At 70.7% G+C, this 25409-nt stretch carries 23 protein-coding genes and 2 tRNA genes; 14 read left to right on the top strand and 11 right to left on the bottom strand.

What is annotated here, in order from left to right; all coding sequences use genetic code 11:
• Window positions 1–156 precede the first annotated feature (156 nt).
• The 3 genes from F603_RS34625 to F603_RS31650 all read left to right on the top strand — a co-directional run bounded on the left by F603_RS34625 (window position 157) and on the right by F603_RS31650 (window position 1339).
• Entirely contained in the window at window positions 157–435 is a 279-nt protein-coding gene (locus tag F603_RS34625) for a hypothetical protein (protein ID WP_245600698.1), read from the top strand.
• A gap of 212 nt (window positions 436–647) precedes the next feature.
• A complete protein-coding gene (locus tag F603_RS0106190; RefSeq protein WP_026328179.1) occupies window positions 648–989 on the top strand; it encodes a WhiB family transcriptional regulator in 342 nt (113 codons plus the stop codon).
• Complete coding sequence (locus tag F603_RS31650) at window positions 986–1339, top strand: hypothetical protein (RefSeq protein ID WP_425426949.1); 354 nt, start codon at window positions 986–988, stop codon at window positions 1337–1339. The genes F603_RS0106190 and F603_RS31650 overlap by 4 nt, the downstream gene beginning before the upstream one ends.
• Before the next feature lie 471 nt (window positions 1340–1810).
• On the opposite strand, the gene F603_RS31645 is transcribed toward F603_RS31650, so the two are convergent.
• The gene (locus F603_RS31645; RefSeq protein WP_019545139.1) at window positions 1811–3637 is read right to left on the bottom strand and encodes an AarF/UbiB family protein; all 1827 of its coding nucleotides are present in this window, start codon (window positions 3635–3637) and stop codon (window positions 1811–1813) included.
• A gap of 289 nt (window positions 3638–3926) precedes the next feature.
• The gene (locus F603_RS31640) at window positions 3927–5027 is read right to left on the bottom strand and encodes a ThiF family adenylyltransferase (RefSeq protein WP_019545138.1); all 1101 of its coding nucleotides are present in this window, start codon (window positions 5025–5027) and stop codon (window positions 3927–3929) included.
• 193 nt (window positions 5028–5220) lie between these two features.
• Between F603_RS31640 and F603_RS0106170 the strand changes: the two genes are divergently transcribed.
• Entirely contained in the window at window positions 5221–5814 is a 594-nt protein-coding gene (locus F603_RS0106170; protein WP_019545137.1) for a M48 metallopeptidase family protein, read from the top strand.
• A gap of 22 nt (window positions 5815–5836) precedes the next feature.
• Here the strand turns inward: F603_RS0106170 and F603_RS0106165 are convergent, their stop codons facing one another.
• Window positions 5837–6364, bottom strand: a complete 528-nt coding sequence (locus tag F603_RS0106165) for an NUDIX hydrolase (protein ID WP_019545136.1) — start codon at window positions 6362–6364, stop codon at window positions 5837–5839.
• On the bottom strand, window positions 6361–7827 hold the full coding sequence (locus F603_RS0106160; protein WP_019545135.1) for a zinc-dependent metalloprotease: 1467 nt from the start codon (window positions 7825–7827) through the stop codon (window positions 6361–6363). Before F603_RS0106160 ends, F603_RS0106165 begins: the two co-directional genes overlap by 4 nt.
• Window positions 7828–7975: 148 nt before the next feature.
• On the opposite strand from F603_RS0106160, the gene F603_RS0106155 reads away from it, so the two are divergent.
• The 4 genes from F603_RS0106155 (at window position 7976) to F603_RS0106140 (ending at window position 11136) form a co-directional block, all read left to right on the top strand.
• Window positions 7976–9076, top strand: coding sequence for an SDR family oxidoreductase (locus F603_RS0106155; protein WP_019545134.1), 1101 nt, complete (start codon window positions 7976–7978; stop codon window positions 9074–9076).
• Window positions 9077–9116: 40 nt separating this feature from the next.
• Window positions 9117–9578, top strand: coding sequence for a molybdenum cofactor biosynthesis protein MoaE (locus F603_RS0106150; RefSeq protein ID WP_037955456.1), 462 nt, complete (start codon window positions 9117–9119; stop codon window positions 9576–9578).
• Between the two features lie 183 nt (window positions 9579–9761).
• The gene (locus F603_RS0106145; protein WP_245600697.1) at window positions 9762–10016 is read left to right on the top strand and encodes a hypothetical protein; all 255 of its coding nucleotides are present in this window, start codon (window positions 9762–9764) and stop codon (window positions 10014–10016) included.
• Between the two features lie 25 nt (window positions 10017–10041).
• Window positions 10042–11136, top strand: a complete 1095-nt coding sequence (locus tag F603_RS0106140; RefSeq protein ID WP_019545131.1) for a YlbL family protein — start codon at window positions 10042–10044, stop codon at window positions 11134–11136.
• A gap of 83 nt (window positions 11137–11219) precedes the next feature.
• Here F603_RS0106140 and F603_RS0106135 read toward each other — a convergent pair whose 3' ends face one another.
• Window positions 11220–11786: a PPA1309 family protein gene (locus F603_RS0106135; protein ID WP_026328177.1), complete on the bottom strand. Its 567-nt coding sequence runs from the start codon at window positions 11784–11786 to the stop codon at window positions 11220–11222.
• A 163-nt stretch (window positions 11787–11949) separates the two neighbouring features.
• Here F603_RS0106135 and F603_RS0106130 point away from each other — a divergent pair, with 163 nt between their 5' ends.
• From F603_RS0106130 to F603_RS0106115, 4 genes are all read left to right on the top strand, one after another.
• Window positions 11950–14814, top strand: a complete 2865-nt coding sequence (locus F603_RS0106130) for a UPF0182 family membrane protein (RefSeq protein WP_245600723.1) — start codon at window positions 11950–11952, stop codon at window positions 14812–14814.
• Window positions 14815–14913: 99 nt separating this feature from the next.
• Window positions 14914–14987 (top strand) — tRNA-Met (locus F603_RS0106125).
• Window positions 14988–15159: 172 nt separating this feature from the next.
• Window positions 15160–16944 (top strand): tetratricopeptide repeat protein, encoded by a 1785-nt coding sequence (locus F603_RS0106120; protein ID WP_425426948.1) that lies wholly within the window; start codon window positions 15160–15162, stop codon window positions 16942–16944.
• A gap of 101 nt (window positions 16945–17045) precedes the next feature.
• Window positions 17046–17119, top strand: a tRNA-Met gene (locus tag F603_RS0106115).
• A gap of 145 nt (window positions 17120–17264) precedes the next feature.
• Here the strand turns inward: F603_RS0106115 and F603_RS0106110 are convergent.
• Window positions 17265–17678, bottom strand: a complete 414-nt coding sequence (locus F603_RS0106110) for a Fur family transcriptional regulator (protein WP_019545128.1) — start codon at window positions 17676–17678, stop codon at window positions 17265–17267.
• A 135-nt stretch (window positions 17679–17813) separates the two neighbouring features.
• Between F603_RS0106110 and F603_RS0106105 the strand changes: the two genes are divergently transcribed.
• On the top strand, window positions 17814–19280 hold the full coding sequence (locus tag F603_RS0106105) for a catalase (protein ID WP_019545127.1): 1467 nt from the start codon (window positions 17814–17816) through the stop codon (window positions 19278–19280).
• 109 nt (window positions 19281–19389) lie between these two features.
• On the opposite strand, the gene F603_RS0106100 is transcribed toward F603_RS0106105, so the two are convergent.
• Entirely contained in the window at window positions 19390–19788 is a 399-nt protein-coding gene (locus F603_RS0106100) for a CBS domain-containing protein (protein ID WP_019545126.1), read from the bottom strand.
• A 212-nt stretch (window positions 19789–20000) separates the two neighbouring features.
• Window positions 20001–20795 carry a histidinol-phosphatase gene (gene hisN / locus F603_RS0106095; protein ID WP_026328176.1) on the bottom strand — a complete coding sequence of 265 codons (795 nt, stop codon included), beginning with the start codon at window positions 20793–20795 and terminating at the stop codon, window positions 20001–20003.
• A 196-nt stretch (window positions 20796–20991) separates the two neighbouring features.
• Here hisN and F603_RS0106090 point away from each other — a divergent pair, with 196 nt between their 5' ends.
• Window positions 20992–22509: an FGGY-family carbohydrate kinase gene (locus F603_RS0106090; RefSeq protein ID WP_019545124.1), complete on the top strand. Its 1518-nt coding sequence runs from the start codon at window positions 20992–20994 to the stop codon at window positions 22507–22509.
• A gap of 7 nt (window positions 22510–22516) precedes the next feature.
• On the opposite strand, the gene F603_RS0106085 is transcribed toward F603_RS0106090, so the two are convergent.
• From F603_RS0106085 to aroA, 3 genes are all read right to left on the bottom strand, one after another.
• Complete coding sequence (locus tag F603_RS0106085; RefSeq protein WP_016907522.1) at window positions 22517–22840, bottom strand: DMT family transporter; 324 nt, start codon at window positions 22838–22840, stop codon at window positions 22517–22519.
• A gap of 101 nt (window positions 22841–22941) precedes the next feature.
• A complete protein-coding gene (gene rsgA / locus F603_RS0106080) occupies window positions 22942–23970 on the bottom strand; it encodes a ribosome small subunit-dependent GTPase A (RefSeq protein WP_019545123.1) in 1029 nt (342 codons plus the stop codon).
• 9 nt (window positions 23971–23979) lie between these two features.
• Entirely contained in the window at window positions 23980–25365 is a 1386-nt protein-coding gene (aroA, locus tag F603_RS0106075) for a 3-phosphoshikimate 1-carboxyvinyltransferase (RefSeq protein ID WP_037955453.1), read from the bottom strand.
• Between the last annotated feature and the right edge of the window lie 44 nt (window positions 25366–25409).

Genomic DNA, 25409 nt, shown 5'->3' with positions numbered 1-25409 from the left:
TAGTTTGCGCCCGGCTCACGGAGCCCCATAGCCTCTCGGACATGGAGAAGGCGGGGCTTTCCGCTCCTGCCGATTCCGTGCTGTACTGGACCCTGTAAAACTTCCGGATCGGGCCTGGCGGCCCTGTCCCGAGCTGCCGAGAGGAGGCGACGACACGTGATTGAGCTCATGAGGAACCAGAAAGTGACCGTCAACTCGGTCGTTGACCTCTGTGGAATCGGCTCCCGCCTCAAGGCCACCGGTCTGTCCGGCATCGGGCACATCCGTGGCGTCCTGGGCGGCAGTGAGCGACCGACGACGGCACTTGTGGCAGCACCCGTATGGGCACCGGCCTATGCGTTTGCGCTTGCTGCCGAGGGTGCTGACGCGCACCAGAAGCGGCGCCAGTCCATGCGGGCCTTCCGTGGCCTCAAACCTTGGAGAGAACCAGCCTGATCGGCGAGATCAGGTCGGCACCTTCCAGGGCCGCGGAAACCCACACCGGGATTCCGCGGCCCTTCTGTTTGCCCCGACCGGCCACCAGCCGGAGCGACAAGACAACAGACATCAACAGACGAGGACGAACGACAGTGCATCCCCAATCGCACACCCTGTCCGCCCAGACCGACCGGTCCGCCGCCGCCCAGCTCGACACCCCGTCCGGGACCCTGCGCGCCGGACTCGCCGCTTCGCCCGACGCCACCACGGAGGACTCCTTGACCGCCCCGCAGATCACCCTCACCGAGCTCGACGATGCCATCGAGCGCCTGGGTGTAGATGTGCCCTGCCACTCCTACGACCCCGAGGTCTTCTTCGCCGAGGCCCCGGCCGACGTCGAGTACGCCAAGTCTCTGTGCCAGACCTGTCCGCTGCGTGAGGCATGCCTCGCGGGAGCCAAGGAACGGCGGGAGCCCTGGGGCGTCTGGGGCGGAGAGCTCTTCGTCCAGGGCGTGGTCGTACCGAGGAAGCGGCCGCGTGGCCGTCCCCGCAAGAACCCGGTCGCGGCGTGAGCACGCGCAGCAGGACGACGGGCCGTCGGCATCCCGCCTTGGGAACGCTCGACCGCCCCCACGCGCGGGCCCCGCGCATCCGTCAACACATTGAGCAGGAACGCACGATGACTTCCCTCCACGCCTCCACGACCACGCACGCCGTGGCGCAGGAGACGCGACAGAACAGGACCCGAGATATGCAACTCATGCCCGAGACCATGGCGCGCTCCCATATGGAGCAGCGCCTGCACGAGGCCGAGTCCGAACGCCGGGCTCTCCGCCTCGTCACGGCTCGGCGACTGCAACGGCGCGCAGAACGCGCGGCGTTGCGCGCCCGCCGGGCGCTCGCCATGGCCGTCATGCAGTAACCGCCGTCGCCGCGCGCCGTAAGGCGCCCGCCGTCGACGCTTCGACCACGGGCGGTGCCGCCGCGAGGCGCCCGTCCGATCCCCGCGGGGGCTCGACAGCCCGCCGCGGACACGGGGGAGGGGGCCGGGGACTCATCCTCGGCCCCCACTGCGTTCCTCGAAGCCCGCTTGGTGAGGGGCCGGCGCCGAGGGGCCGCGGGAAGGAGCCGCCCGCCTCTGCGGGCGATCGGAAAACGGCCCTTCCCGGCCCCGTCTCCGAAGACGGACTACCGACGAGTTCTGGTGCAGTCGAACGACAGAGAGCCCGCGGCGACTTGAGCATGACCCATCAGGCTTGAGCGTGTCCAAGGCCGGCGACCCACTGCGACTCTGCAAGTCCCAGGAGAACCGTCCGCCCAGTAAGAGCCGGCTTGGCTCCCTGGCAGTCGTCCGCGGGCGGAGAGGTCTGACTGTCGGCAGAGTGCTCCGGCGTCAGACGTCGGGCCCGTCGGGCGTCTCCCCTCTCTGTACGGCGTCCGCCGGCGAGCGACCCGACCGACCCGTCTGTTCGTCGGGTATCGCCGCGCCGGGCTCGTCCTTGCCGATACGGCTCGGACCCGGGTCACCGCGAGAGTCACTGGCGTCCGTCAACAGCTCGACGTGGCTCCCTTCCGCGGGTGAACTCGCCTTCTCGACAGCGGCATTCTGCCCCGCCTCGAAGCCGCGGCCTTCTCTCGGCGGAGGCACCACGGGCACTGACTTCGGTTGCTCCTTCGAAGCCGCTCCCTGCTCGCTGTCCCCGCCCTTCTCGGAAGGCGACGACGGTGGCGTGCGGGCGGACTCCGTACCGACATGCGGCTCTGCGTCAGGCGCTTCCTCGACCAACGACTGCTCCTCCCCGGCGCCCGGCGTTTTGCCAACGAGGTCTTCCACGCACTCCGGTCGCTCGCCCGCAACCCCCGAGCGCCGCCGCTTCCAGAGGGCGTCTTCCTCCGCGAACCCCGGGACCCAGGCTCGGAGTTCCTCCCGAAGCCTGACCGTTGCGCCGAGCTGGCACAGCACGCCGATGGTGCTGAGCGTCACCCGATGTATCAGCAGGTAGGAAGGCGGAAGGTTCAGGCGCCTGCCGAGTTGATGGGCGGGGGATCGGGGATCGGCGAGTCGTGCAGCCTGGCCGCGCATCCAGGCACGGTCGAAGGTGAAGGAGTCCGCCCCGGCCGGAGCGATGATCGGCAGCAGGCTCTGCAGCACCTCCGGCGGATCGAGTTCTATGTGCTCCTTGACGAAGCCCTCCGCACGCAGCAGCTCATGGACAGCCTCCGCTTCCTCTGCGAGCGCCAGCCGCAAGGCGATTCCGATCGTCGGTGGAAGCCCCTCCGGCAGCCGGTCGACGGTGCCGAAGTCCATGACCCCGAGGCGCCACCGGGACGGGTCCTCCGAACCACCGGTGAGCAAGCGGAAGTTACCCGGGTGCGGGTCGGCATGGAGGAGGCCGGTGCGGCTCGTTCCCGAGAAGAGGAAATGCGCGAGGAGTTGGCCGGCCCGGTCGCGTTCCGCCTGCCTGCCGTCGTTTATCACCTCCGCCAGGGGGACACCGTCGAGCCACTCCGAGACGAGTACATGCTCGGCCTGTGCAACGACGTCGGGGATCAGGACTTCGTCGTCGTCGGCGAACTCGGCCGCGTACGTCGACTGGGCTTCGGCCTCCAGCGCGTAGTCGAGCTCCTCGGTGACCCGGGAACGCAGCTCGGAGAGGAGCGGGTTGATGTCGAGACCGGGGACGAGGGGGCTCAACGCTCTGGCGAAGAGGCCGAGTTGGGAAAGATCGGACATCAGTGCCGATCCGGCTCCCGGGTACTGCACCTTCACCGCGACCTCCCGCCCGTCGTGCCAGACGGCATGGTGCACCTGGCCGATCGAAGCGGCGGCCGCGGGCTTCTCCTCGAACTCGGTGAAGTGTTCCCGCCAGTCCTCGCCGAGGTTCTCCCGCAGGACGGAATGCACCGTGTCCGAGGGCATGGGCGGCGCCGACTCCTGGAGTTTGGTGAGGGTCGCGCGATAGGGAGCCGTCATCTCCTCCGGCAACGCGGACTCGAAGACCGAGAGCGCCTGCCCGACCTTCATCGCCCCGCCCTTCAACTCTCCCAATGTGGCGAAGAGTTGGTCGGCCGTACGCTTCTGGAGCTCGGTGGTGATGGTCTCCAGCGAGCCGCCGGTGAGGCGCTTGCCGAGGCCCTGCGCCGCTCGGCCGGCGAACCCCAGGGGCAGAGCGGCGAGCTTCGCCGTTCTGGTGACTGCCTTGCGCGGCAGGTCAGACATGTGCAGGTCCTTCCCCTGTGGTGGGCGTGCGGAGGGCTGCGCGGCGCCGGGCCGGCACGGGGCTGCCCGGATGCTGCGCCGGCGCGGAGAGGGAGACCCGCGGAGACGCGCACTGCTGACGCGCCGTGAGAACGGTGCCCCGCTCGAGCGGCATGGGCGGGGAGGGTGGCTCGTACCTCCTCGCGAGGGCGTCTGCGGAGCGGACTGCCGCCACGCGGGGGCGGGGTGTCATCTGAACCTTCAACTCCCTTGATGCGCCGTCGGGAACGGACGGACCCCTGCGATCCGACTACCCGGCCATTGTGGGGGTGCTCAGGGCCGGATGGTCCGCTTCGGCCTCCTCCGGTACGGAAGCTGCACCGCATGGGCACTCGGGGTGCGGGGCGACGAGATCGGTGTCGGAGAGGAGGTGAGGGAGCGTGAAGCGCATGCGGTAACCCGCGCAGCAGGCGCCGTCGCCGTCCACGAAGCTCAGCGCGTGGGACGTCACGGCGCCGGAGACGAGCGTGGCGAGCGCGGTGTCGCACGGAGGGACGCCCGCCCGGCGCCGTGCTGCGGTGCGCCACTGCCCCACGACGAGAGGCCAGCTCGGTTCCCGGACGGCGTTGGCGCGCAGCAGGCACTCGGCGCAGGGCGACCGTCCGGGAAGCACCAACGGACCCACGACGCCCGTTCCTTCGACGACCCCGCCGAAGAGGTGCGGTGTGCCCGCGGCGACGAACCGCTCGTTCGCGCGGGGGTCGGGCGCGAAGGCGTCCAGGCCGTCCCGCGGTGTGACGATCACCAGCGACACCGGGCTCTGGGTTCCGCCCTTCGCCTGCTTGGTCCGGCGCACGACGGAGCGCGCTGCCGCGTCCCTACGGCTGCCGACCTGCTCGGGCGAGAGCCCCGCAGGCGAGGTGTCCCACGGTTCGACCACGCCGCCGTCCACTACTTCGACTTGACCGACCCCCGCGGCGGAGAGCGTCGCCGCGACCGAGGCGCCGACCTTCCCCGCGCCCCGTACCTGGACCTTCACGTGCCGCCGGGCGGAGAGCCTGCGCACCCCCGACCCCGGCCCGCGGTGGACGGCTGTGAGCGAGGCGAGGTCGGCGCGCAAGCCCTCGCCGATGCTGGCGGAGGCTTCGCGGTCGTACGTGGCGTCGTCCAACGCGCCCTGGAGCGCGAGACGTTCCGCGATGTGGTCGGCCTTCTCCGGGCGTACGCCGAGACGTCGGGCCTCGTTGCGTAGCTGGTCCATGCTGCGGGTGCCGTCGAAGAGGTCGAGCAAGGCGGCCGTGGCGTTGTCGACCGGGCCGAGGAGCAGCGCATGGGCCGCGGTGACGCCGTACTGGACGGTCTGGCGGTCCCGCCAACCGCGGCGCAGGGCAGGCTTGATCATCGGATGCATGGTGAACCCCCGTCGTTCGGTGGGCGCGGTGTGACGCCCACGACAGACAGGATGCACGCTGTGACGGGATCTTGCAGAGAGTAGTCCACAAGCCCGCTCAATAGTCGTACCGGCACTCCGTGTTGGGTGGCTTTTGCCCCGAGAAGTGCCGGTGCCCGGGACTTGGGCCGCCGCCAACAGGTAACGTCTTCACGTGTCCGCCGACCCGCCGAAGAGCGCCAGCAAACGTGCGGTGGAGGTGCGTCGAAGCGCCCGCCGTCGTCGTACGGTCTCCGCGTACCGCGAGGGAGACCGTACGGTCGTGCTGATCCCGGCCAGGATGTCGGCGGACGAGGAGGCCCGCTGGGTCGACACGATGCTGCGCAAGCTCGCTGCTCAGGAGAGCCGGCGCATGCTGGGCGACGGGGAGTTGGCGCAGCGCGCCGCCCGGCTCAGCGAGCAGTACCTCTCCGGCCGCGCGCGTCCCGCCTCCGTCCGCTGGGTCACCAACCAGAACACGCGCTGGGGCTCCTGCACCCCGGCCGAGGGCAGCATCCGCCTCTCCCACCGGCTCCAGGGCATGCCCGAGTACGTCGTGGACTACGTCCTGCTCCACGAACTCGCCCACCTGCTCGTCCCCGGGCACGGGCCGCAGTTCTGGGAGCTCCTCGACGTCTATCCCCGCACCGAGAGGGCCCGCGGTTTCCTGGAGGGCGTCGCAGCGGCGGACCGGCTCCCGTACCGAGCGGGCGACGGGGCGAGCAACCGCGGCGACCCCGAGGAGCCGGCGGCCGACGCCGAGCCGTGACGCGGCCTGGGCGCCGAGCACTTCAGAGCACGGCGAGCGTCCGCTCCAGCAGACGCGTCACGGACGCGTCCGCGACCTCGCCGACCTCGTCGTACGCATACCACCGCAGCGCCAGCGACTCCTCACTGATCCGCTCCCCTGCGCCGCGCGGTGCCACGGCCGCGTACTGGACATCGAGGTGCCAGGCGCACGGCGTCGCGTGACGATCGAGGCGGACGGGACCGCCCGGAAGCAGCCGCAGCCCTTCGATCCCCGACTCCTCGGCGGCCTCCCGTTCCGCCACCGCGGCGAGCGAGGCGTCGGCCGGCTCGCAGTGGCCGCCCATCTGGAGCCACATCCGCAGCTTGCGGTGCAGGGTGAGGAGCACCCGCTCCCGCTCCGGGTCGACGACGAGCGCGCTCGCGGTGAGATGCCCAGGGGCGCACGCCCTCCACATGCCGTCCGGATACGTCGACAGGTGGTCGAGGTAGGCGAGCCGCAACTCCTCCTGCCCCGCGTCGGGCGCGGGCCAACTGCCCAGCGTCGTACGGGCGTCGGCGTGGAGCGTCACCGGTCGCCTTCGCCCTCGTCGTCCTTGTTCTTCGACTGGTCCTCCTCGGGGCCCTGCTCCTCGCCGGAAGGGGAGCGCCCCGCTGCCGCGTCGCCGAGCATCTTGTCGAGCTCGGAGAAGTCGGGCTGCTCGCGGTGGACGAAGCCGTCGGGGTCGTCGAGGTCGGCAGCGGTCGGGAGCATGTCCGGGTGGGCCCAGAGGCCGTCGCGGCCTTCGGCACCGCGCGCGTCGGCGAGCGAGGCCCACAGCCGGGAGGCGTCGCGGAGTCTGCGCGGCCGGAGTTCGAGGCCGATGAGGGTGGCGAAGGTCTGCTCCGCCGGGCCGCCCGTCGCCCGCCTGCGACGGAGCGTCTCGCGGAGGGCGTCGGCCGAGGGCAGGTGCGGCTGCGCAGCGGAGTGCACCACTGCGTCGACCCAGCCCTCGACGAGGGCGAGCGCCGTCTCCAGCCGGGCGAGAGCTGCCTTCTGCTCGGGGGTGTCCTCCGGCTGGAACATGCCCTGCTGGAGCGCCTCCTGGATCTCCTCGGGCCGCTGCGGATCGAGCTGCCCGACGACGTCCTCGAGCTTGGCGGTGTCGACCTTGATCCCTCGTGCGTACCCATCGACCGCTCCGAAGAGGTGCGAGCGCAGCCACGGGACGTGGGCGAAGAGCCTCTGGTGCGCGGCCTCGCGGAGCGCCAGGTACAGGCGGACCTCCTCGAGCGGAACGTCGAGCCCCTCGCCGAGCGCCTCGACGTTCCGGGGAAGGAGCGCTGCCTTGCCTGAAGGACCGAGCGGCAGCCCGACGTCGCTGGAGCCGACGACCTCGCCGGCGAGCACCCCGAGCGCCTGCCCGATCTGGGTGCCGAACATGGCGCCGCCCATCTGCCGCATCATCCCGAGGAGCGGCCCTGCCATCGCCTGCATCTCCTCGGGAAGGACGTCGCCCATGGCGGCGCCGACCCGCTCGGCGACCGGGTCCACGAGCTCCTTCCACGCCGGCAGCGTCGACTCGATCCACTCGGCCCTGCTCCAGGCGACGGCCGCTCCCGAGCCGGACGGGAGGGAGGTGACGCCGTCGAGCCAGAGGTCCGCGAGACGCACCGCCTCCTCGACGGCGCTCTGCTCCTGCGGGCTCACGCTGGCGTCCTTGCTGCCGTTCTGGGCGCCGGCGGCCACGGTCTGGCGGGCGATGTCCTTCGCCATGTCCCAGTTCACGGGCCCGCCCTCGTAGGAGAGCATCTGGCCGAGCTTCTGGAAGGCGGCGCCGAGGTCGTTCGGGTCGAATCCGCCCTGGGCGCCCGAGCCGAACATCGCGGCGAGCGGATTCCCCGCGGCTCCCGAACCGCCGAGCCCCTGGCCGCCGAAGCCGAAGGGGTCGGGGGAGTTGCCGGAGTCGCCCTTGCCGCCCTGCTGCTTGTCGCGTTCGTTTCCGTCCTCGGGCTCCTCGGGAGGTACGCCGAATCCGAATGGCTGGTCACTCACGGGTTTCCTCGGCTCTGTGTCGTCGGACGGTCTTCAACGGTTCCTGGATCATCCATGCGATCTGGTGGCCTCTGCCTCCAGCCTAGACACCCGTCAGGCAGGATGGAGCCTGCGCACCTCGTACCAGAACAACCACTGGAGAAGCCCGGTGAGTTCCTCCGAGTCCTACGTTCGCGCAGCGCGAACCCCGGCCGTCGCCGTCACGGGAGCCGGCGCCGGCGTCGGCGCGCTGCTCGCGGAACGGCTGGCTGCCTCTCCCGAGGTGAAGGAGGTCCTCGCCCTCGACGAGTGCCGGGGCGAGGTGGAGGGCGTCGAGTGGCACACCCTCGACGTGCGCGACCCCGCCATCGCCGATCGCCTGCGCAGGGACGGCAAACCCGTCGACGTCGTCGTCCACCTCGCGATCGACCTCGACATCGAGGGCGACGCCGCGGCCCGCACCGCCTACAACGTGCGCGGAACGCAGACCGTACTCACTGCTGCGGCGGCCGCCGGGGTGCGTCGCGTAGTGCTCTGCACCTCGTCGATGGTCTACGGGGCGCTCCCCGACAACGACGTCCCGCTCGCCGAGGACTCCGAGCTGCGCGCCACCGCCGACGCCACGGGCGTCGGCGACCTCCTGGAGATCGAGCGCCTCGCGCAGCGCGCGCCCCGTGCGCACCCCGGGCTCAACGTCACGGTGCTGCGGCCTGCGGTACTCGTGGGTGCCGGTACCGACACCGCGCTCACCCGGTACTTCGAGTCGCCGCGGCTCCTCGTCGTCGCCGGCTCCGAGCCGCGTTGGCAGTTCTGCCACGTCGAGGACCTCGTCGGGGCCCTGGAGTACGCGGTGCTGGAGAAGATCGAGGGCGAGGCCGTCGTCGGCTGCGAAGGATGGCTGGACCAGGAGGAGGTGGAGGGGCTCACCGACACCCGGCGCATGGAGCTGCCGTCCTCCGTCGCGCTCGGCGCCGCCTCGCGGCTGCACCGTCTCGGCATCACGCCGTCCCCGGCAGGCGACCTCGCGTACACGATGTATCCCTGGGTCGTCAGCGCCAGCCGGCTGCACGACGCCGGTTGGCGTCCGGAGTGGACCAACGAGGAGGTTCTCGCCGCGCTCCTCGACGAGGTCGCCGGCAGGCACACGGTCGCCGGCAGGCGACTCGGACGCACGGAGGCGGCGACGGCGGCCGGTGCTGCCGGCGCGACGGTCGCTCTCCTCGGCACGGCCGCGCTGGTCCGTCGCGCCCGCAGACGCCGCGGTCTGTGAGGAGTTCCGAATCACGCGTGCGTACGGCAGCATGAGCGCCATGGCGCAGATGTACGAACACCCTGGTGAAGCGGCTGCCCCGGAGCCGATCCGACTGCTGGAGGTCCGCTCCGCGCCGCTCTCCGTCGACGAGGTCTTCGCCGCGGTACAGGACGGGGCGGCAGGCGGCACAGCGCTCTTCGCCGGCACGGTCCGCAACCACGACGGCGGCTCCGACGTCGCCGCGCTCGCCTACTCCGCGCACCCGACGGCGGAGGAAGAGCTGCGCAGGGTCGCCGAGAAGGTAGCCGCCGACTACCCGGTGCGCGCGCTCGCCGCGGTGCACCGGGTGGGGGACCTCTCGGTCGGCGACCTCGCCGTCGTCGTCGCCGTCTCCTGCCCGCACCGCGCGGAGGCGTTCGAGGCATGCCGCCGCCTCATCGACGAACTCAAGGCACAGGTGCCCCTCTGGAAACACCAGGAGTTCGGCGACGGCTCGCAGGAGTGGGTCGGGGCGCAGTAATCGCCCTCGTCCGGCCGGAGGACGACGGCACGGCCGCGAGCGACGAACACGCAGCTCACCCCCGGTGTGCGCGGGGGCGCGCAACCTTCCCCGAGGCGGCGACTTCAGGCTCCCGGCGGTAATCTTGTGATCGATCACACCAGTTCATCGGGTGTGGCCACCTACGAGAGTCGGGAGGTCTCGATGGCAGCTCTCGCGTGGTTGTTGATCCCGGTCGCAGCCGCTGTCATCACCGGGGCGTGGAGCAGTTGGATGGGCCGCCGCCGGGGCAAGGCTCCGGACGCCGCGGGGGTCGCGGGGTACGAGCGGTTCCGTGCGGCGATGGAGCGGTCGAGCGCCGACCCTGCCACCTCGTCGGAGGACGCCGTCCGGGAGGCGGAACGCTCGCCTGTGACCGCCTGTTCGGCCGCCGAGAACAGGGCCCGGACCGCCGACTGACGGTCGCTTACCGTACTGTCGTGCCATGCCTCGCCGCACCGCGACCCTGCTGACGTCGACTCTCCTGCTGATAGCGCTGCTGTGCGCGGCGATGCTCATCAGGGAGCCCTACGCCAAGATGTCGCCGGGACCGACGTACAACACCCTCACCAAGGGCCACGGCGAGACGGTCCTCCAGGTGCCGAAGGGCATGGCACACAAGACGACCGGTCACCTCAACATGACGACGGTCCGGGTGACCAACTCGGAGTACCGGATGAGCATCATCGGCGCCGTCGGCGGGTGGCTCAATTCGGACACGATCGTCGTCCCGTACTCGACCGTCTACCCCGACAACAAGTCGGCGCAGCAAGTGAACGAGGAGAACGCGGAAGAGTTCAACACCTCCCAGGAGAGCGCGAAGGTGGTCGCACTCCGCGAACTCGGCCACGACGTCCCGGCGCGGACGATCGTCAGCTCCGTCGTGAAGGACAGCCCCGCGCACGGCACGCTCCACGCGGGCGACGTCATCAGGGCCGTCGACGGCACGGCCGTCCGCAAACCGCAGCAGGTGGCGAAGCTGGTGAGCGACAGGAAACCGGGGGAGTCCGTCACCTTCTCGCTGATCCCCGCGAAGGAGGCGAAGCGGGCCGAGAAGGCGGGCGAGGAGCCGGACCCCGCGGACGAGCGCGAGGTGACGGTGCGGACGAAGGAGGAGCCGGAGGACGGACGGGCGATCGTCGGCATCCAGCCGGGGACCGCGCACACCTTCCCGTTCAAGATCAACATCACGCTCCACGACGTCGGGGGCCCCAGCGCGGGTCTGATGTTCGCCCTCGGCCTCGTCGACAAGCTCTCGGAACACGACCTCACGGGCGGCCACTTCATCGCCGGAACCGGAACCATCGACGACGACGGCAAGGTCGGTGAGATCGGCGGCATCCAGATGAAGACGATCGCGGCCCGAGACGAGGGCGCCGAGTTCTTCCTGACGCCGAAGGGCAACTGCCACACCGCGGCGAAGACCAAGCCGGACGGCCTCACGCTCGTCGAGACGGGCACCATGGACCAGGCGATGGAGTCGCTCAAGAAGATCCGCGCGGGAGAGACGGCAGACCTGCCGGTGTGCAGCGAGCACTGACCGTCAGCAGGCCGTCCCTCCGTCAACCGTCCGTGTGAGGCGGGGACGAGCCGGAGCGCCCCCGGGCGCCCCGGCCGCCCGGCTCACTCCTCGAACGTCGCCGTGAGCGCTTCGGCGAGTCCCGGCACCAGGTCGGCTCCGGTGAGCACTTCGGCGGACGCGTCCTTCTCGCGGAGCCGCACCGCCGAGTCGCGCTCGCCGTTGCGGAGCACCGCGACGGTGAGGCGTACCTCCTGACGCTCCGGATGCTCGGCGACCCAGCCGGCGAGCTGCTCCTCGTCGAGGTCGACGGGCACGGAGGATTCAGCCGAGGGCGGAAGCATCAGCCGCTCGACGGTGAGGGCGCACCCCGCCACCGAGTCGGGCCACGCGATGGTGGCGAGGAACTCGTCGAGCGGGTTGTCGGGCGGGAGTTCGTCCTGCTCGACGGGGGTGAGCGGGGAGGCGTTCGGCTCCTCGGCCGCCTCGTCGAAGCCCAACTGCTGGGCGAGTTCCGGCTCGTCCTCTCTGAGCCTGGCGGTGTCGACGAGGGCGAAGAGGCGGGCCGGCTGGTCCCAGCCGAGGCCCGCGGCGTACTCGTCGATCTCCAGTACGGCGCGGGTCAGGGGCGTGGCGGCGAGCGGTGTGCCGTCAAGGGGGGCGTTGTTCATGTGCATATGGTGCCGCGTCGGACCCCGGAAACGGGAACTGAGTAAAGCTTGAGTAAGTTGCCTAGGTGGGCCTTACGATGCGGGCCCAGTTCGTCGACGGTTGTCGACGCCAGTCGACGTTCATCCACTGCGAATCTTCGAGGTGCGCACCTTGGCTTTCCAGATGCCGGATCGGGGCTCAGGAGGCCCTCCTTCCGGACCACGGATCAGAGTGGGCCGGCCCTCCCGGCGCGCGCGGACGCTGTTGCTGACAGCGGGCGTGCTCGCCGTGCTGGTCATGCTCTTCGTCATGTTTGCCGGGTTCTGGACCGACTGGCTCTGGTACCGATCGGTCGACTACAGCTCGGTCTTCTCAAAGAGTCTGCTGACAAAGATCGGTATGTTCGCCGTCTTCGGCGTGCTGATGGCGGTCGCCGTAGGCTTCAACATTTGGTTGGCGCACCGGCTCCGTCCGCCGCTCAGCGCGATGTCGCTGGAGCAGCAGAACCTCGACCGGTACCGGATGGGGCTCGCGCCGTACAAGAAGTGGGTGCTGCTCGGGATCACGGCGCTCATCGGCCTGATCGCGGGAGCCTCGGCGGCCGGCCAGTGGCGCACCTTCCTCATGTGGATCAACGGGGTCTCGTTCGGCGAGAAGGACCCGCAGTTCGGCAAGGACATCTCGTTCTACGCTTTCGACCTGCCCTTCTACCGCACGCTGCTGAGCTTCGGCTTCGCCGCCGCGGTCCTCTCGCTCATCGCCGCGGCGCTGGTGCACTACCTCTACGGCGGACTCCGCATCACGACCCCCGGTGCCCGCGCCACCGCACAGGCCACAGGCCATCTCTCGGTGCTGCTCGGCCTGTTCGTCGCGCTCAAGGCGGTCGCGTACTGGCTCGACAGATACGGCCTGGCCGTCAAGTCGGGTGAGTTCAAGGCGACGGACAACTGGACGGGCCTGAAGTACGTCGACGCCAACGCCTATCTACCGGCGAAGACGATCCTCTTCATCATCGCGATCATCTGCGCCGTGCTCTTCTTCGCCACCCTGTGGCGCCGCACCTGGCAGCTTCCGGTGATCGGCTTCGGCCTGATGGTCCTCTCGGCGATCCTGATCGGCGGCCTCTACCCGGCGATCGTGCAGAAGTTCCAGGTTCAGCCGAACGAGCAGGCCAAGGAAACTCCGTACATCAAGAAGAACATCGAGGCGACCCGCGACGCCTACGACATCGCGGACTCGCAGGTGACGGACTACCAGGGCACGAGCAAGGCGTCGAACGAGAAGCTGCGCCAGGCCGCCGACACCACGGCGAGCATCCGTCTCCTCGACCCGAACGTCGTCTCGCCCACGTACCAGCAGAAGCAGCAGGTGCGCGGTTACTACCAGTTCCCCGCCACGCTCGACGTCGACCGCTACAAGGACGACGACGGCAACGAGCGGGACACCGTGGTCGGCCTCCGTGAGATCAACACGGACGGCATCCCGGAGAAGAACTGGATCAACGAGCACTTCAAGTACACCCACGGCTACGGCATGGTCGCGGCCAAGGGCACCCAGGTGGACAAGGACGGCGCTCCCGACTTCACCGAGAAGGACCTCCCGCCCAAGGGCGAGATGGGCAAGTACGAGGGCCGCATCTACTACGGCGAGAAGACGAACCAGTACTCGATCGTCGGCGGCCCGCAGAAGGAGCTCGACTACGCGGACGACGAGGGCGAGAAGTCGTACACGTACACCGGGAAGAGCGGTGTCAACCTGTCGAACAGCTTCAACAGGGCTGCCTACGCGGTGAAGTTCAGCGAGCCGCAGATCCTCTACTCGGGGGCGATCGGCGAGGGCTCGCGCATCCTCTACAACCGCACTCCGCAGGAGCGCGTGGAGTCCGTCGCGCCCTGGGCGACGATCGACGGCGACCCGTACCCGGCCGTGGTCGACGGCCGGATCAAGTGGATCGTGGACGCGTACACCACGTCCAACGGCTACCCGTACTCGTCGCGTACGACGCTCGGTGACACCACCGCGGACTCGCTCACGGACGGCCAGCGTTCGGTCGTCGCGCAGCAGAACCAGGTCAACTACATCCGCAACTCGGTCAAGGCCACGGTCGACGCGTACACCGGCGACGTCGAGATGTACGCGTGGGACACCAAGGACCCCGTCCTGAAGACGTGGATGAAGGCGTTCCCCGACACGGTCAAGCCGAAGAGCGAGATCAGCGACTCCCTCATGGACCACCTGCGGTACCCGCAGGACCTCTTCAAGGTCCAGCGCGAGCTGCTCCAGACCTACCACGTGACCTCGCCGTCGCAGTTCTACAGCGGAAGTGAGCGCTGGCAGGTCCCGGACGACCCGACGCACAAGGGCAATTCGGTGCCTCCGTACTACCTCAGTATGAAGATGCCGGACCAGGACGAGCAGCGCTTCTCGCTGACGACGACGTTCAACCCGAACAAACGCGAGACCCTGGGCGCGTTCATGGCGACGGAAGCCGACGCGAGAAGCAAGGAGTACGGCAAGATCAGAATCCTGAGACTGCCGGCGAACACCACGGTCTCCGGACCGTCCCAGGTGCAGAGCAAGTTCAACTCCGATCCCGAGATCGCGGAGTCGATCAACCTCCTCAAGCGAGGGGACTCCGAGGTCGAGTACGGGAACCTGATGACGGTCCCGTTGGAGGGCGGCCTGCTCTACGTCGAGCCGGTGTACGTCCGCGGCGCCGGCACCAACTATCCACGCATGCGGAAGGTGTTGGTGACGTACGGCGAGCAGATCGCGTTCGAGAACACGCTCAGCGATGCACTGGACAAGGTCTTCGACACCGAGAGCGAGTCGGGCGACAACGACCAGGACCAGGACCAGGACCAGGACCAGGGCCAGGACCAAGGCGAGGGCCAACCCTCCAAGGGCAACGTCGACAAGGCGTTGAAGGACGCCCAGGACGCGTACGAATCCGGTCAGGAAGCCCTTGAGAAGGGCGACTGGGAGGAGTACGGCAAGGCCCAGAAGGAGCTGGAGGACGCCCTCGAGGAGGCGCAGAAGAACGACTGATCTCCCGCGGGACCGGGCGGTGCACACCGCCCGGTCCCGTCCGGCGGGGACCTGGTCGGGACCACCTCTCTGAGTGGTGTAGGGTTGTGAACACAACGACGCGGGGTGGAGCAGCTCGGTAGCTCGCTGGGCTCATAACCCAGAGGTCGCAGGTTCAAATCCTGTCCCCGCTACTGAAATTGAGAAGGACCCGAAGCCAACTGGCTTCGGGTCCTTCTCAATTGTGGAGACCGGTATGGGTCGATCTGGTTTGAGCCACCTCAGTGTCGGGAAGTCGACAAAACGCCGAAGTGACCTCGTGGGCCGCGGTATACCAGGTGTACGCCGGGTGCGGGTGGTGCGACGATGGAGGTTATGGGGGACATGGCACGGCTTGCGGGTCCTGGGGGGCTCGGCGGAAGCCTGACCGAGAAGGGAAGCACCGAAGCTCCCGCTACTGACAGCGGGCTCGGTGTCCATCTGCTGCGCCGCGGCGACCTCGACGGCGCCGAACCGCACCTGCGCAGCGCAGCGGCGGCCGGCGACCGAGCGGCCGCCAACAACTTGGGCGTCCTGCTGCACCAGCGGGGCTACCCGGAGGAGGCGTCCGACTGGTGGCGGAAGGCCGCCGTGGCCGGCTCCGGAGCCGCAGCCCACGCGCTGGGCCGCTACCAGCGTGAGCGCGGCGACGAGCCCGAAGCGCTCTACTGGCTCACCCAAGCTGCCGAATCCGGCCACGCGTTGGGCGCCTACGCTCTCGCCGACCTCCTCGACCACCGCGGTGAGGCAGGCGCCGAGGCGTGGTTCCGCGCGGCGGCCGAGCACGGCCACCGCGAGGCGGCGTACCGCGTCGGGCGTGCGGTGAGCGGGCGTGCGGAACAGGGGGGCGAGCAGGAGCGCAGAGCGGCCGCCGAGGAGGCCGAGCGCTGGTACCGGCAGGCGGCCGCCCGCGGGCACCGTCGTGCTGCGCTGCGGCTCGGAGTCATCCTGGAGCGCCGCGGCGAGTTGAAGGAGGCGGGCCGCTGGTACCTCACCTCGGCGCGCGACGGGGAGCCGCGGGCGGCCTGTGCCCTGGCCTTCCTGCTGCGCGACGCGGGCGACGAGGAGGGCGCCGTCACCTGGTGGCGCCGCGCCGCCGAGGCGGGCGACGGCAACGCCGCCAATGCCCTGGGCGCGCTCCATGCCGACCGCGGCGAGCGACAGGCGGCGGAGCGCTGGTACCGCGCGGCGCTCGAAGCCGGTTGCGACAACGGGGCGTTCAACCTCGGGCTGCTCTGCGCAGCGCAGGGCCGCACGGCACAGGCCGAGCAGTGGTACCGCCGCGCCGCCTATGCCGGGCACCGCGAGGCGGCCAACGCGCTCGCCGTCCTGCTGCTCCAGCGCGGCGACGCCGAGGGCGCGGAGCCGTGGTTCTCGAAGGCGGCCGAGGCGGGCAGCGTCGACGCGGCCTTCAACCTCGGCATCCTCTTCGCCGGCCGGCGGCAGGAGCGCACGGCGCGGATGTGGTACGAGCGTGCGGCCGCCGCCGGGCACCCGGAGGCGGCGCTCCAGGTCGGCATCGCGCTCGTCCGCGAGGGCGCACCGCAGGAGGCCGAGCGCCACCTGCGGTGCGCGGCCGGCGGGGGCAGCGTCGAGGGCGCCTTCCGTCTCGGCTCGCTCCTGGAGCGCGTGCTTGCGGAGCTCGGCGCACCGCAGGGCGAGGGGACGTCCGCGGGGCGCTCCGGTTCTCGTCGGTCGTCGGTGGCGGGGGAGCGGCAGGAGTTCGAGGAGTGGTACGAGTACGCGGCGGAGCGGGGGCACAGGCGGGCACAGGTGCGTCTGGGGATGTGCGCCGCGGCGCGTGGCGAGGTCGTCGACGCCGCCGGCTGGTACCGCGCCGCCGCAGAGGCAGGCAGCCCGCACGGGGCGTTCAACCTCGGACTGCTGCTCGCACGTGAGGGGAGCGAGCCGGAGGCGGCTATGTGGTGGGAGCGGGCGGCGGACGCGGGCCACGGGCGCGCGGCGTTGCGGCTCGCGCTGATCCACTCGCGGCGCGGGGAGCTCGACGCGGGGCAACTGTGGTGCAGCCGCGCCGTGGAGCTGGGCCCGGAAGAGGTCCGCCAGCGTGCGGCGACGCTGCTCGATGCACTGCGTGCCGAGCTGACGGCCTAGTCGGGCCGTTCCGCCGGTCCGCGCCATTGCGGTGGCACGGACCGGCGCCGACCCGGATTTGCCCGTGTCGATCAGGGGGGTTAGAGTTGTGCACACAACGGCGCGGGGTGGAGCAGCTCGGTAGCTCGCTGGGCTCATAACCCAGAGGTCGCAGGTTCAAATCCTGTCCCCGCTACTTGGAAATGAGGCCCGGATCTTCTGATCCGGGCCTCATTGTCGTTGCCACCGGAACGCACAAGGGCGGCACCGCGGAAGGCGGTGCCGCCCTCAAAGATGCGGGCCGAACCGTCGGACGGGCGTGCCCCGCACGAACTCGGTTCTCAGGAAGCGCAGTTGGGGCAGATGCCGCGATACGTCACCGTGGCGTCCGAGATGGTGAAGCCGTAGCGTTCGTCTTCGGGGAGCGCTGAGAGGGGGTCGCCCTGCGGGTGGACATCGCGGATGGTGCCGCAACGCGAGCAGACCAAGTGCTGGTGGCTGTGGCGGACGTTGGGGTCGTACCGCTTCGCCCTGCCGTCCGTGCTGACCTCGATGACCTCGCCGATGGCGACGAGTTCGCTGAGGGTGTTGTAGACGGTGGCGCGGGCGATCTCCGGCAGTCGTGCGGAGGCGTGCGCATGTACCTCGTCGGCGGTGTAGTGCACGTGGTCGCCGTTGAGCACCTCGGCGACGACCCGCCGCTGCGCGGTGAGCCGCCAGCCGCGTTCACGGAGTCGGTCCAGCAGGTCACTCATGCCGCCCAGGATAGCAGCGCACGGTGCCTGTTCAGAAGCGGTACGGGTTTCGCATTCATCTTGACTTAGACAAAGTCCAATGTAGGATCGCAGTCGGTGTTTGCAAAAGACACGATCGAAGCACAGGAGGCATACGTGACCGTGCAGGACAAGAACGCCGGACCGATGACCACGGAAGCCGGTGCTCCGGTCGCGGACAACCAGAACAGCCAGACCGCGGGTGTCGGCGGTCCGGTCCTGGTCCAGGACCAGCATCTGATGGAGAAGCTCGCGCACTTCAACCGCGAGCGCATCCCGGAGCGCATCGTCCACGCTCGCGGCGCAGGTGCGTACGGCAAGTTCACGGTGACCGCCGACGTCACCAAGTACACGAAGGCCAAGTTCCTCTCCGAGGTCGGCAAGGAGACCGAGACCTTCCTCCGGTTCTCCACCGTGGCCGGCAACCTCGGTGCGGCGGACGCGGTGCGTGACCCCCGCGGGTTCGCGCTGAAGTTCTACACCGAAGAGGGCAACTACGACCTCGTCGGCAACAACACCCCGGTGTTCTTCATCAAGGACGCCATCAAGTTCCCCGACTTCATCCACACCCAGAAGCGCGACCCGTACACCGGCTCGCAGGAGCCGGACAACGTCTGGGACTTCTGGGGGCTTTCGCCGGAGTCGACGCACCAGGTGACCTGGCTCCACGGCGACCGCGGCATCCCCGCGAGCTACCGCCACATGAACGGCTACGGCTCGCACACCTTCCAGTGGGTCAACGCCGCGGGCGAGGTCTTCTGGGTGAAGTACCACTTCAAGACCGACCAGGGCATCAAGTCGCTGACCCAGGCCGAGGCGGACAAGCTCGCCGGCGAGGACCCGGACAGCCACCAGCGCGACCTGCGCGAGTCGATCGAGCGCGGCGACTACCCGACCTGGACCGTGCAGGTGCAGATCATGCCGGCGGCCGAGGCGGCCACCTACCGCTTCAACCCGTTCGACCTCACGAAGGTGTGGCCGCACGAGGACTACCCGCCGATCGAGATCGGCAAGCTCGAGCTCAACCGCAACCCGAAGAACATCTTCGCCGAGGTCGAGCAGTCGATCTTCTCGCCGCACCACTTCGTGCCCGGCATCGGTCCGTCCCCGGACAAGATGCTCCAGGGGCGCCTCTTCGCCTACGGCGACGCGCACCGCTACCGCGTCGGCATCAACGCCGACCTGCTGCCCGTCAACGAGACCAAGGCGACCACCGCGCGCACCTACGGCCGCGACGGCGTCATGTACGACGGCCGCCACGAGGGCACCAAGAACTACGAGCCGAACAGCTTCGGCGGTCCTGCCCAGACCGACCAGCCGCTGTGGGCCCACGCCGAGGTCAGCGGCACCACGGGCGACCACCCCGCCGCGGTGCACGCCGAGGACGACGACTTCGTCCAGGCGGGGAACCTCTACCGGCTGATGTCGGAGGACGAGAAGCAGCGCCTCGTCGACAACCTCGCCGGGGGTATCTCGGGCGTCTCGCGCGACGACATCGCGCAGCGCGCCATCGAGAACTTCCGCAAGGCCGACGCGGACTTCGGCAAGCGTCTGGAGGCCGCGGTCCAGGCCCTGCGCGGCTGACGCTCGCCGAGGGTTCCGGGGCCCGGCCCCGGAACACTTCGATCCGGTGGGGCCGGACGTCCGATGACGTCCGGCCCCACCGGTGCTGTGTCCGCCGGTGCGCCGCGCGTCAGGCTGCTGCCGCGTTCTCGCTGTACGCCCACCGGCGGAGGATGTCGCGGACCGAGACGATACCGATCGCCTCGCGGCCCTCCAGGACGATGAGGTGGCGGAATCCGCCCCTCGTCATCGCCTCTGCGGCCTGCCGGAGCGACCAGTCGGGCGTGGCGAAGACGACGTCCCTCGTGGTGTGGGACCCGGCCCGCTCCTCGTTCGGATTCTCGCCGGCGCCCAGCGAGTTGAGGACGTCCCGTTCGGTGAGGATGCCGAGGCCGCTGGTCTCCGGATCGAGGACGACGGCGGCTCCGATGTTGCGTGCGGACATCAGTTGGGCGGACTGGCGGAGGGTGTGCGCGGGGCCGATGGTCAGGACCACCGAGCTCATGGCGTCGCGGACGAGGTCGGGCATGGGTGCCTCCCTGGGAGGGTGTGAAGAGCCCACGAGAAACCTTTCACAAGGTCACAATCTTGGGATTCTCATGTTCACATGAGGGGGTTGACCCGACAAGGGGCTGCGCGCGGGGCTCACGCCGTCGCGCGGTTCCGTACCGTGCGCACGACGAGCGCCCCGCGGTACGGGCCGCGGGGCGCCTGCTCAACCCGCGGGTGCGGGCGGCCGGTTCAGGACGTCAGGTAGCCGAGCAGTTCGCTGTGGAGCAGGCCGTTGGAGGCCGCCGCGTTGCTGCCGAGCGGCCCCGGGCGCCCGTCGAGGCCGGTGAAGGCGCCCCCCGCCTCCTCGACGATGACGGCGTTCGCCGCCATGTCCCAGAGGGAGAGCTCGGGTTCGGCGCACATGTCGACGGCGCCCTCGGCGACGAGCATGTACGGCCAGAAGTCGCCGTACGCGCGGGTGCGCCAGCAGGCCCGGTTGAGGTCGAGGAAGCCGTCGAGCATGCCCCGCTCCTCCCAGCCGGTGAGCGAGGAGTACGCGAACGAGGCGTCGCGGATGCGGGAGACCTGCGAGACCTGGAGGCGGCTCGCCTTGGAGAGGCTGCGGCCCGCGTACGCCCCGCTGCCCTTCGCAGCCCACCACCGTCTGTTGAGCGCAGGAGCCGAGACGACACCCACGACCGGGTGGTCACCGCCCTCGCCGCGCTCGGTGAGCGCGATGAGCGTGGCCCAGACGGGCACGCCGCGCACGTAGTTCTTGGTCCCGTCGATCGGGTCGATGACCCACTGCCGGGAGCCGTGGCCCTCGGTGCCGAACTCCTCGCCGAGCACCGCGTCCCGGGGACGGGTGCGCTGGAGCGAGGTACGGATCAGCTCCTCGGCCGCCTTGTCGGCCTCGCTCACCGGCGTCATGTCCGGTTTGGTCTCGACCTTGAGGTCGAGAGCCTTGAACCGCTCCATGGTCGCGGCGTCGGCGGCGTCGGCGAGCACGTGGGCGAGACGCAGATCATCGTGGTAGTCCGGCATGTCCCGCACAGTACCCAGCGGTGCGACCCCGGACCACAGGGCACCGGCCTTACGCCCGCGCGCCGCCGGCCGGTCACCCGTGCGGAGCGCGGCGGACGGCCCCCGCGGCACGGGCGCGACCGCCATGCGGGGTGTCCGCAGCGGCCTTCGTACAGTACGGCGCAAAGGCGGCCACGCGGCAGGAGTGGGAGTTCACGTGACAGGCAGGCAGTTCCTCCTCGGCGTCGACATCGGTACGTCGTCCTCCAAGGGCGTCCTCGTCGACGCGGCGGACGGCGCGCTCCTCGCGAGCGCCGTCCGGGAGCACACGACCTCGACGCCGTACCCGGGCTGGTTCGAGCACGATGCAGAGGAGGTCTGGTGGGCCGATCTGCGGGCGATAGCCGCCGAGTTGGGCCCGCAGGCGGACGGGCGGCTCGCCGGGGTCTGCGTCAGCGGGATCGGACCGTGCGTGCTGCCGACGGACGGGAGCGGTGCCCCGCTGCGGCCGGCCGTCCTCTACGGGGTCGACACGAGGGCGCAGGAGCAGATCGCCGCGCAGACCGAGCGGTTCGGCGGTGAGCGTGTGCTGCGCCGGTGCGGCTCGGTGCTGACGAGCCAGTCGGCCGGGCCGAAGCTGGAGTGGCTGCGGGAGCGGGAGCCGCAGACGTACGTCGCCACCCGCCGCTGGTACATGGCGAGTTCCTGGCTGGTCCACCGGCTGACGGCGTCCGGCGGCCGGCCGGGCGCCTACGTCCTCGACCACCACTCGGCGAGCCAGTCGACGCCGCTCTACGACCTCCGGGCCTCCGCGTGGATCGGCGACTGGTGCGAGGAGGTCGCGCCGGGGCTCCAGTGGCCCGAACTCGTCCACCCTGCGGACATCGTGGGCAGGGTGAGCGAGGACGCGGCAGCGGCGACGGGCCTGCCAGCCGGTACCCCCGTGGCCGCGGGCACCGTCGACGCCTGGGCGGAGTCCGCCGCCGTCGGCGCCACGGGCACGGGCGATCTGATGCTGATGTACGGCACGACGATGTTCCTGGTGAACACCGTCGCCGAGCCGGTACCCGACCGCCGGCTGTGGTCGACGGCCGGTGTGCACCCCGGCACCTACTGCCTCGCCGGCGGCATGGCCACCTCGGGCGCCGTCACCGGCTGGCTGCGGGACCTGACGGGCGCGGGGTACGCGGAACTCACGGCCGAGGCGGCCGAGTTGCCGCCCGGTGCGGACGGTCTGCTGATGCTCCCGTACTTCGCGGGCGAGCGGACCCCGCTCTTCGACCCGGACGCGCGCGGCGTCGTCGCAGGGCTGTCGCTCCGCCACGGCCGGGCCCACCTCTACCGGGCGGCGCTGGAGGGGACGGCCTTCGGCGTCCGGCACAACCTGGAGGCGATGGCGGAGGCCGGCGGTGACCTGCGCCGGCTCGTCGCCGTCGGCGGGGGAGCGCGCGAGCTGTGGACGCGGATCGTTTCCGACGTGACACGGCGTCCGCAGCAGTTGCCGCGGCACACCATCGGAGCCGCCTACGGCGACGCCTTCCTCGCAGCCCTCGCCACCGGCCTCGCCGCGCCCGGAGAGATCGCACGGTGGAACCCCGTCGAGGAGACGGTGGAGCCGGAGCCGGAGCGCGCCCGCGGCTACGAGGAGCTCTACGCGCACTACCGCGCCCTCTACCCGGCGACGCGCGAAACGGTCCACGCGCTCGCGGCCCGCCAGCGCGGGGACGCCGGGTGAGTCCCCGTCAGTGGGCGCTGCCCGAGAGTTGGAGCCCCATGACGCCGAGGATCACCAGCGTGATCGAGACGAGCTTGAGTGCGGAGACGACGTCGCCGAGGAAGAACATGCCGTAGATCGCGGTGCCGGCGGCGCCGATGCCCGTCCAGACCGCGTAGGCGGGACCGACGTCGAGGCGCTTGAGGGCGAGGGTGAGGAGGCCGAAGCTGCCGAGGGCGAAGGCGCAGAAGGCGATGGTCGGCCACAGCCGGGTGAAGCCGTGCGAAAGCTTGAGGCAGACCGCGAAGCCCGTCTCCAGCAGTCCGGCGACGATCACCAGCAGCCATGCCATGTGGTTTCCTCCCGTTGCTCCCCTGCCTGGGTCCGCCGCGCGGTCGGGCACGCTTCGACTGCGTCCGTGTGATTATGCACAGCCCCGCCGTGCCTGTGCCGTCAATCCCCTTCGCGCCGTACGCGTGTGGCGAGGAGCCTGCGGAGCGACGTCAGGCGGGCCGGATCGGCGTGGCCTTCGGCGACCCAGCGGTCGAGGGCGCAGCCGGACTCGTCGTGGCTGCACGCGCGGGGGCACTCGGCCGTGCCGGGTTCCAGGTCGGGGAAGGCGTGGATGACGCGGTCCGGATCGACGTGGTGGAGACCGAAGGAGCGCACGCCAGGGGTGTCGATCACCCAGCCTGCGGCGCCGGGTCCCGCACCCTCGGGGCCCGGGAGCGGGAGCGCCAACGCGGAGGTGGTGGTGTGCCTGCCGCGTCCCGTGACGGCGTTGACGTGCCCCGTCGTCCGCTGCCGCTCCGGTACGAGCGCGTTGACGAGCGTCGTCTTGCCGACTCCGCTGTGCCCGACGAGGACCGTCGTCCGCCCCTCGAAGAGCGCGCGCAGCTCGGTTGCCGCCGAGCCGTCCTCGTACCCCTCGCGACCGGTGACGACATGTTCCAGGCCGAGCGGCGCGTACGTCGTGAGGAGCGGCTCGGCGGGGGCGAGGTCCGACTTGGTGAGTACGAGCATCGCCTGGAGCCCTCCGTCGAACGCGGCGACGAGGCAGCGGTCGACGAGCCGGGGGCGCGGCTCGGGGTCGGCGAGCGCGGTGACGATCGCCAACTGGTCGGCGTTGGCGACGATGACGCGTTCGTAGGGGTCGTTGTCGTCGGCGGTGCGGCGCAGCACCGAGGTGCGCTCCTCGACGCGGACGACCCGCGCGAGCGTGTCCTTGGCGCCGCTGAGGTCCCCCACCACCGCGACCCGGTCGCCGACGGCGACGCTCTTGCGCCCCAGCTCGCGGGCCTTCATCGCGGTGACGGTGCGGTCCTGCACGAGGCACGTGATCCGGCCGCGGTCGACGGTGAGGACGAAGCCCTCGGCCGCGTCCTCGTGCTTGGGTCTGGTGTGAGTGCGGGGGCGGGTGCCTTTGCGGTTGGGGCGGACGCGGATGTCGTCCTCGTCGGTGTGCTTGCTGTAGCGGCGCATCGCGGGCCCCTATGCGCCCTCGGGGGTCTCGCTGTCGAGCATCCCGGCCCACAGGGCGGGGAAGTCGGGGAGGGTCTTGCCCGTGGTGGCGATGTTCTCCACCTCGACGCCCTCGACGGCGAGGCCGAGGATCGCGCCGGCCGTCGCGAGGCGGTGGTCGTCGTAGGTGTGGAAGACGCCTGCGTGGAGCGGGCGGGGGCGGATACGGAGGCCGTCGGCCGTCTCCGAGACGTCGCAGCCGAGGGCGCCGAGCTCCTTGGTGAGGGCGGCGAGGCGGTCGGTCTCGTGGAGCCGGAGGTGGCCGACGCCGCGCAGCACCGACTCGCCGTCGGCGAGCGCCGCCAACGCGGCGATGCCCGGCGTGAGTTCGCCGACCTCGCTGAGGTCGGCGTCGATCCCGTGGATGCGGCCGCCGCCCGTGACGGTGAGGCCGCGCTCGTCGAGCCGGCAGGCGGCGCCCATCTCGGTGAGCAGCTCGCGCAGGACGTCGCCGGGCTGGGAGGTGTGTCGGGGCCAGTCGGGGACGGTGACGGAGCCGCCGGTGACGAGGGCCGCGGCGAGGAACGGCTGCGCGTTGGAGAGGTCGGGCTCGACGGTGAGGTCGCGGCCGAGCAGGGCGCCCGAGGTGACGCGCCAGACATCGGCCTCGCCGCCGTCCTCCGGTGCGTCGACCTGGGCGCCGGCGGCGCGGAGCATCTCGACCGTCATCCGGATGTGCGGCATCGAGGGCACGCCGCCCTCGCCGGTGTGCCGCACTTCGACGCCCTGGTTGAACCGCGGTGCGGAGAGCAGCAGGGCGCTGACGAACTGGCTGGAGGAGGAGGCGTCGATGGAGACGCGGCCGCCGTCGAGCGAGCCGTTGCCGTGGACGGTCAGGGGCAGCGCGTTCCGGCCGCCGTCCTCGATGCGGGCGCCGAGCGCGCGGAGGCCGGCGAGGACGCCGTGGAGCGGGCGTTCGTAGGAGCGCGGGTCGCCGTCGAAGCGGACGTCGCCCTCGGCGAGTGCGGCGAGCGGGGGGAGGAAGCGCATCACCGTGCCGGCGTTGCCGACGTCGACGGTGGCGGGGCCCTGGAGCGCGGTGGGGATGATCCGCCACGCCTCGCCCGCGGGGCGCGGGCCCGGGGAGCCGGGCGTGGCCGCCGAGTTGGAGGAGACCGTCTCCTCGATCTCGACGCCGAGCGACCGGAGCGCCGCGACCATCAGCAGGGTGTCCCGGGAGCGCAGCGGTCGGCGCAGCCAGCCCGGTTCGGAGGCGAGCGCGGCGAGGACGAGCCCGCGGTTGGTGACCGACTTCGATCCGGGCACGGTGACGGTTGCCTCGACGGGGCCGCGCGCGAGGGGCGCGGGCCACAGGGCGTCGGCGGCGTTCTCCGGAGAGCGGGTGTGGTCGGCCATGTACGTCACTGTAGTGGCTCGGGCCGTGCGCTCGCCCGGCTGCG

It is taken from the genome of Streptomyces sulphureus DSM 40104, assembly GCF_000381025.1.
GTDB classification, from domain to species: Bacteria; Actinomycetota; Actinomycetes; order Streptomycetales; family Streptomycetaceae; genus Streptomyces; species Streptomyces sulphureus.
This window is presented reverse-complemented; position numbering and strand designations above follow the sequence as displayed.

Bases quoted from the DNA above. Each gene is read 5' to 3' on its own strand.
- hisN (WP_026328176.1), bottom strand. From the start codon at position 20,795: ATGCCGGACTACCACGATGATCTGCGTCTCGCCCACGTGCTCGCCGAC.
- F603_RS0106150 (WP_037955456.1), top strand. From the start codon at position 9,117: ATGGCGCAGATGTACGAACACCCTGGTGAAGCGGCTGCCCCGGAGCCG.
- F603_RS0106135 (WP_026328177.1), bottom strand. From the start codon at position 11,786: ATGAACAACGCCCCCCTTGACGGCACACCGCTCGCCGCCACGCCCCTG.
- F603_RS31645 (WP_019545139.1), bottom strand. From the start codon at position 3,637: ATGTCTGACCTGCCGCGCAAGGCAGTCACCAGAACGGCGAAGCTCGCC.
- F603_RS0106130 (WP_245600723.1), top strand. From the start codon at position 11,950: ATGCCGGATCGGGGCTCAGGAGGCCCTCCTTCCGGACCACGGATCAGA.
- F603_RS0106145 (WP_245600697.1), top strand. From the start codon at position 9,762: ATGGCAGCTCTCGCGTGGTTGTTGATCCCGGTCGCAGCCGCTGTCATC.
- aroA (WP_037955453.1), bottom strand. From the start codon at position 25,365: ATGGCCGACCACACCCGCTCTCCGGAGAACGCCGCCGACGCCCTGTGG.
- F603_RS0106140 (WP_019545131.1), top strand. From the start codon at position 10,042: ATGCCTCGCCGCACCGCGACCCTGCTGACGTCGACTCTCCTGCTGATA.
- F603_RS0106120 (WP_425426948.1), top strand. From the start codon at position 15,160: ATGGAGGTTATGGGGGACATGGCACGGCTTGCGGGTCCTGGGGGGCTC.
- F603_RS0106100 (WP_019545126.1), bottom strand. From the start codon at position 19,788: ATGCCCGACCTCGTCCGCGACGCCATGAGCTCGGTGGTCCTGACCATC.
- F603_RS0106085 (WP_016907522.1), bottom strand. From the start codon at position 22,840: ATGGCATGGCTGCTGGTGATCGTCGCCGGACTGCTGGAGACGGGCTTC.
- rsgA (WP_019545123.1), bottom strand. From the start codon at position 23,970: ATGCGCCGCTACAGCAAGCACACCGACGAGGACGACATCCGCGTCCGC.
- F603_RS31640 (WP_019545138.1), bottom strand. From the start codon at position 5,027: ATGCATCCGATGATCAAGCCTGCCCTGCGCCGCGGTTGGCGGGACCGC.
- F603_RS0106110 (WP_019545128.1), bottom strand. From the start codon at position 17,678: ATGAGTGACCTGCTGGACCGACTCCGTGAACGCGGCTGGCGGCTCACC.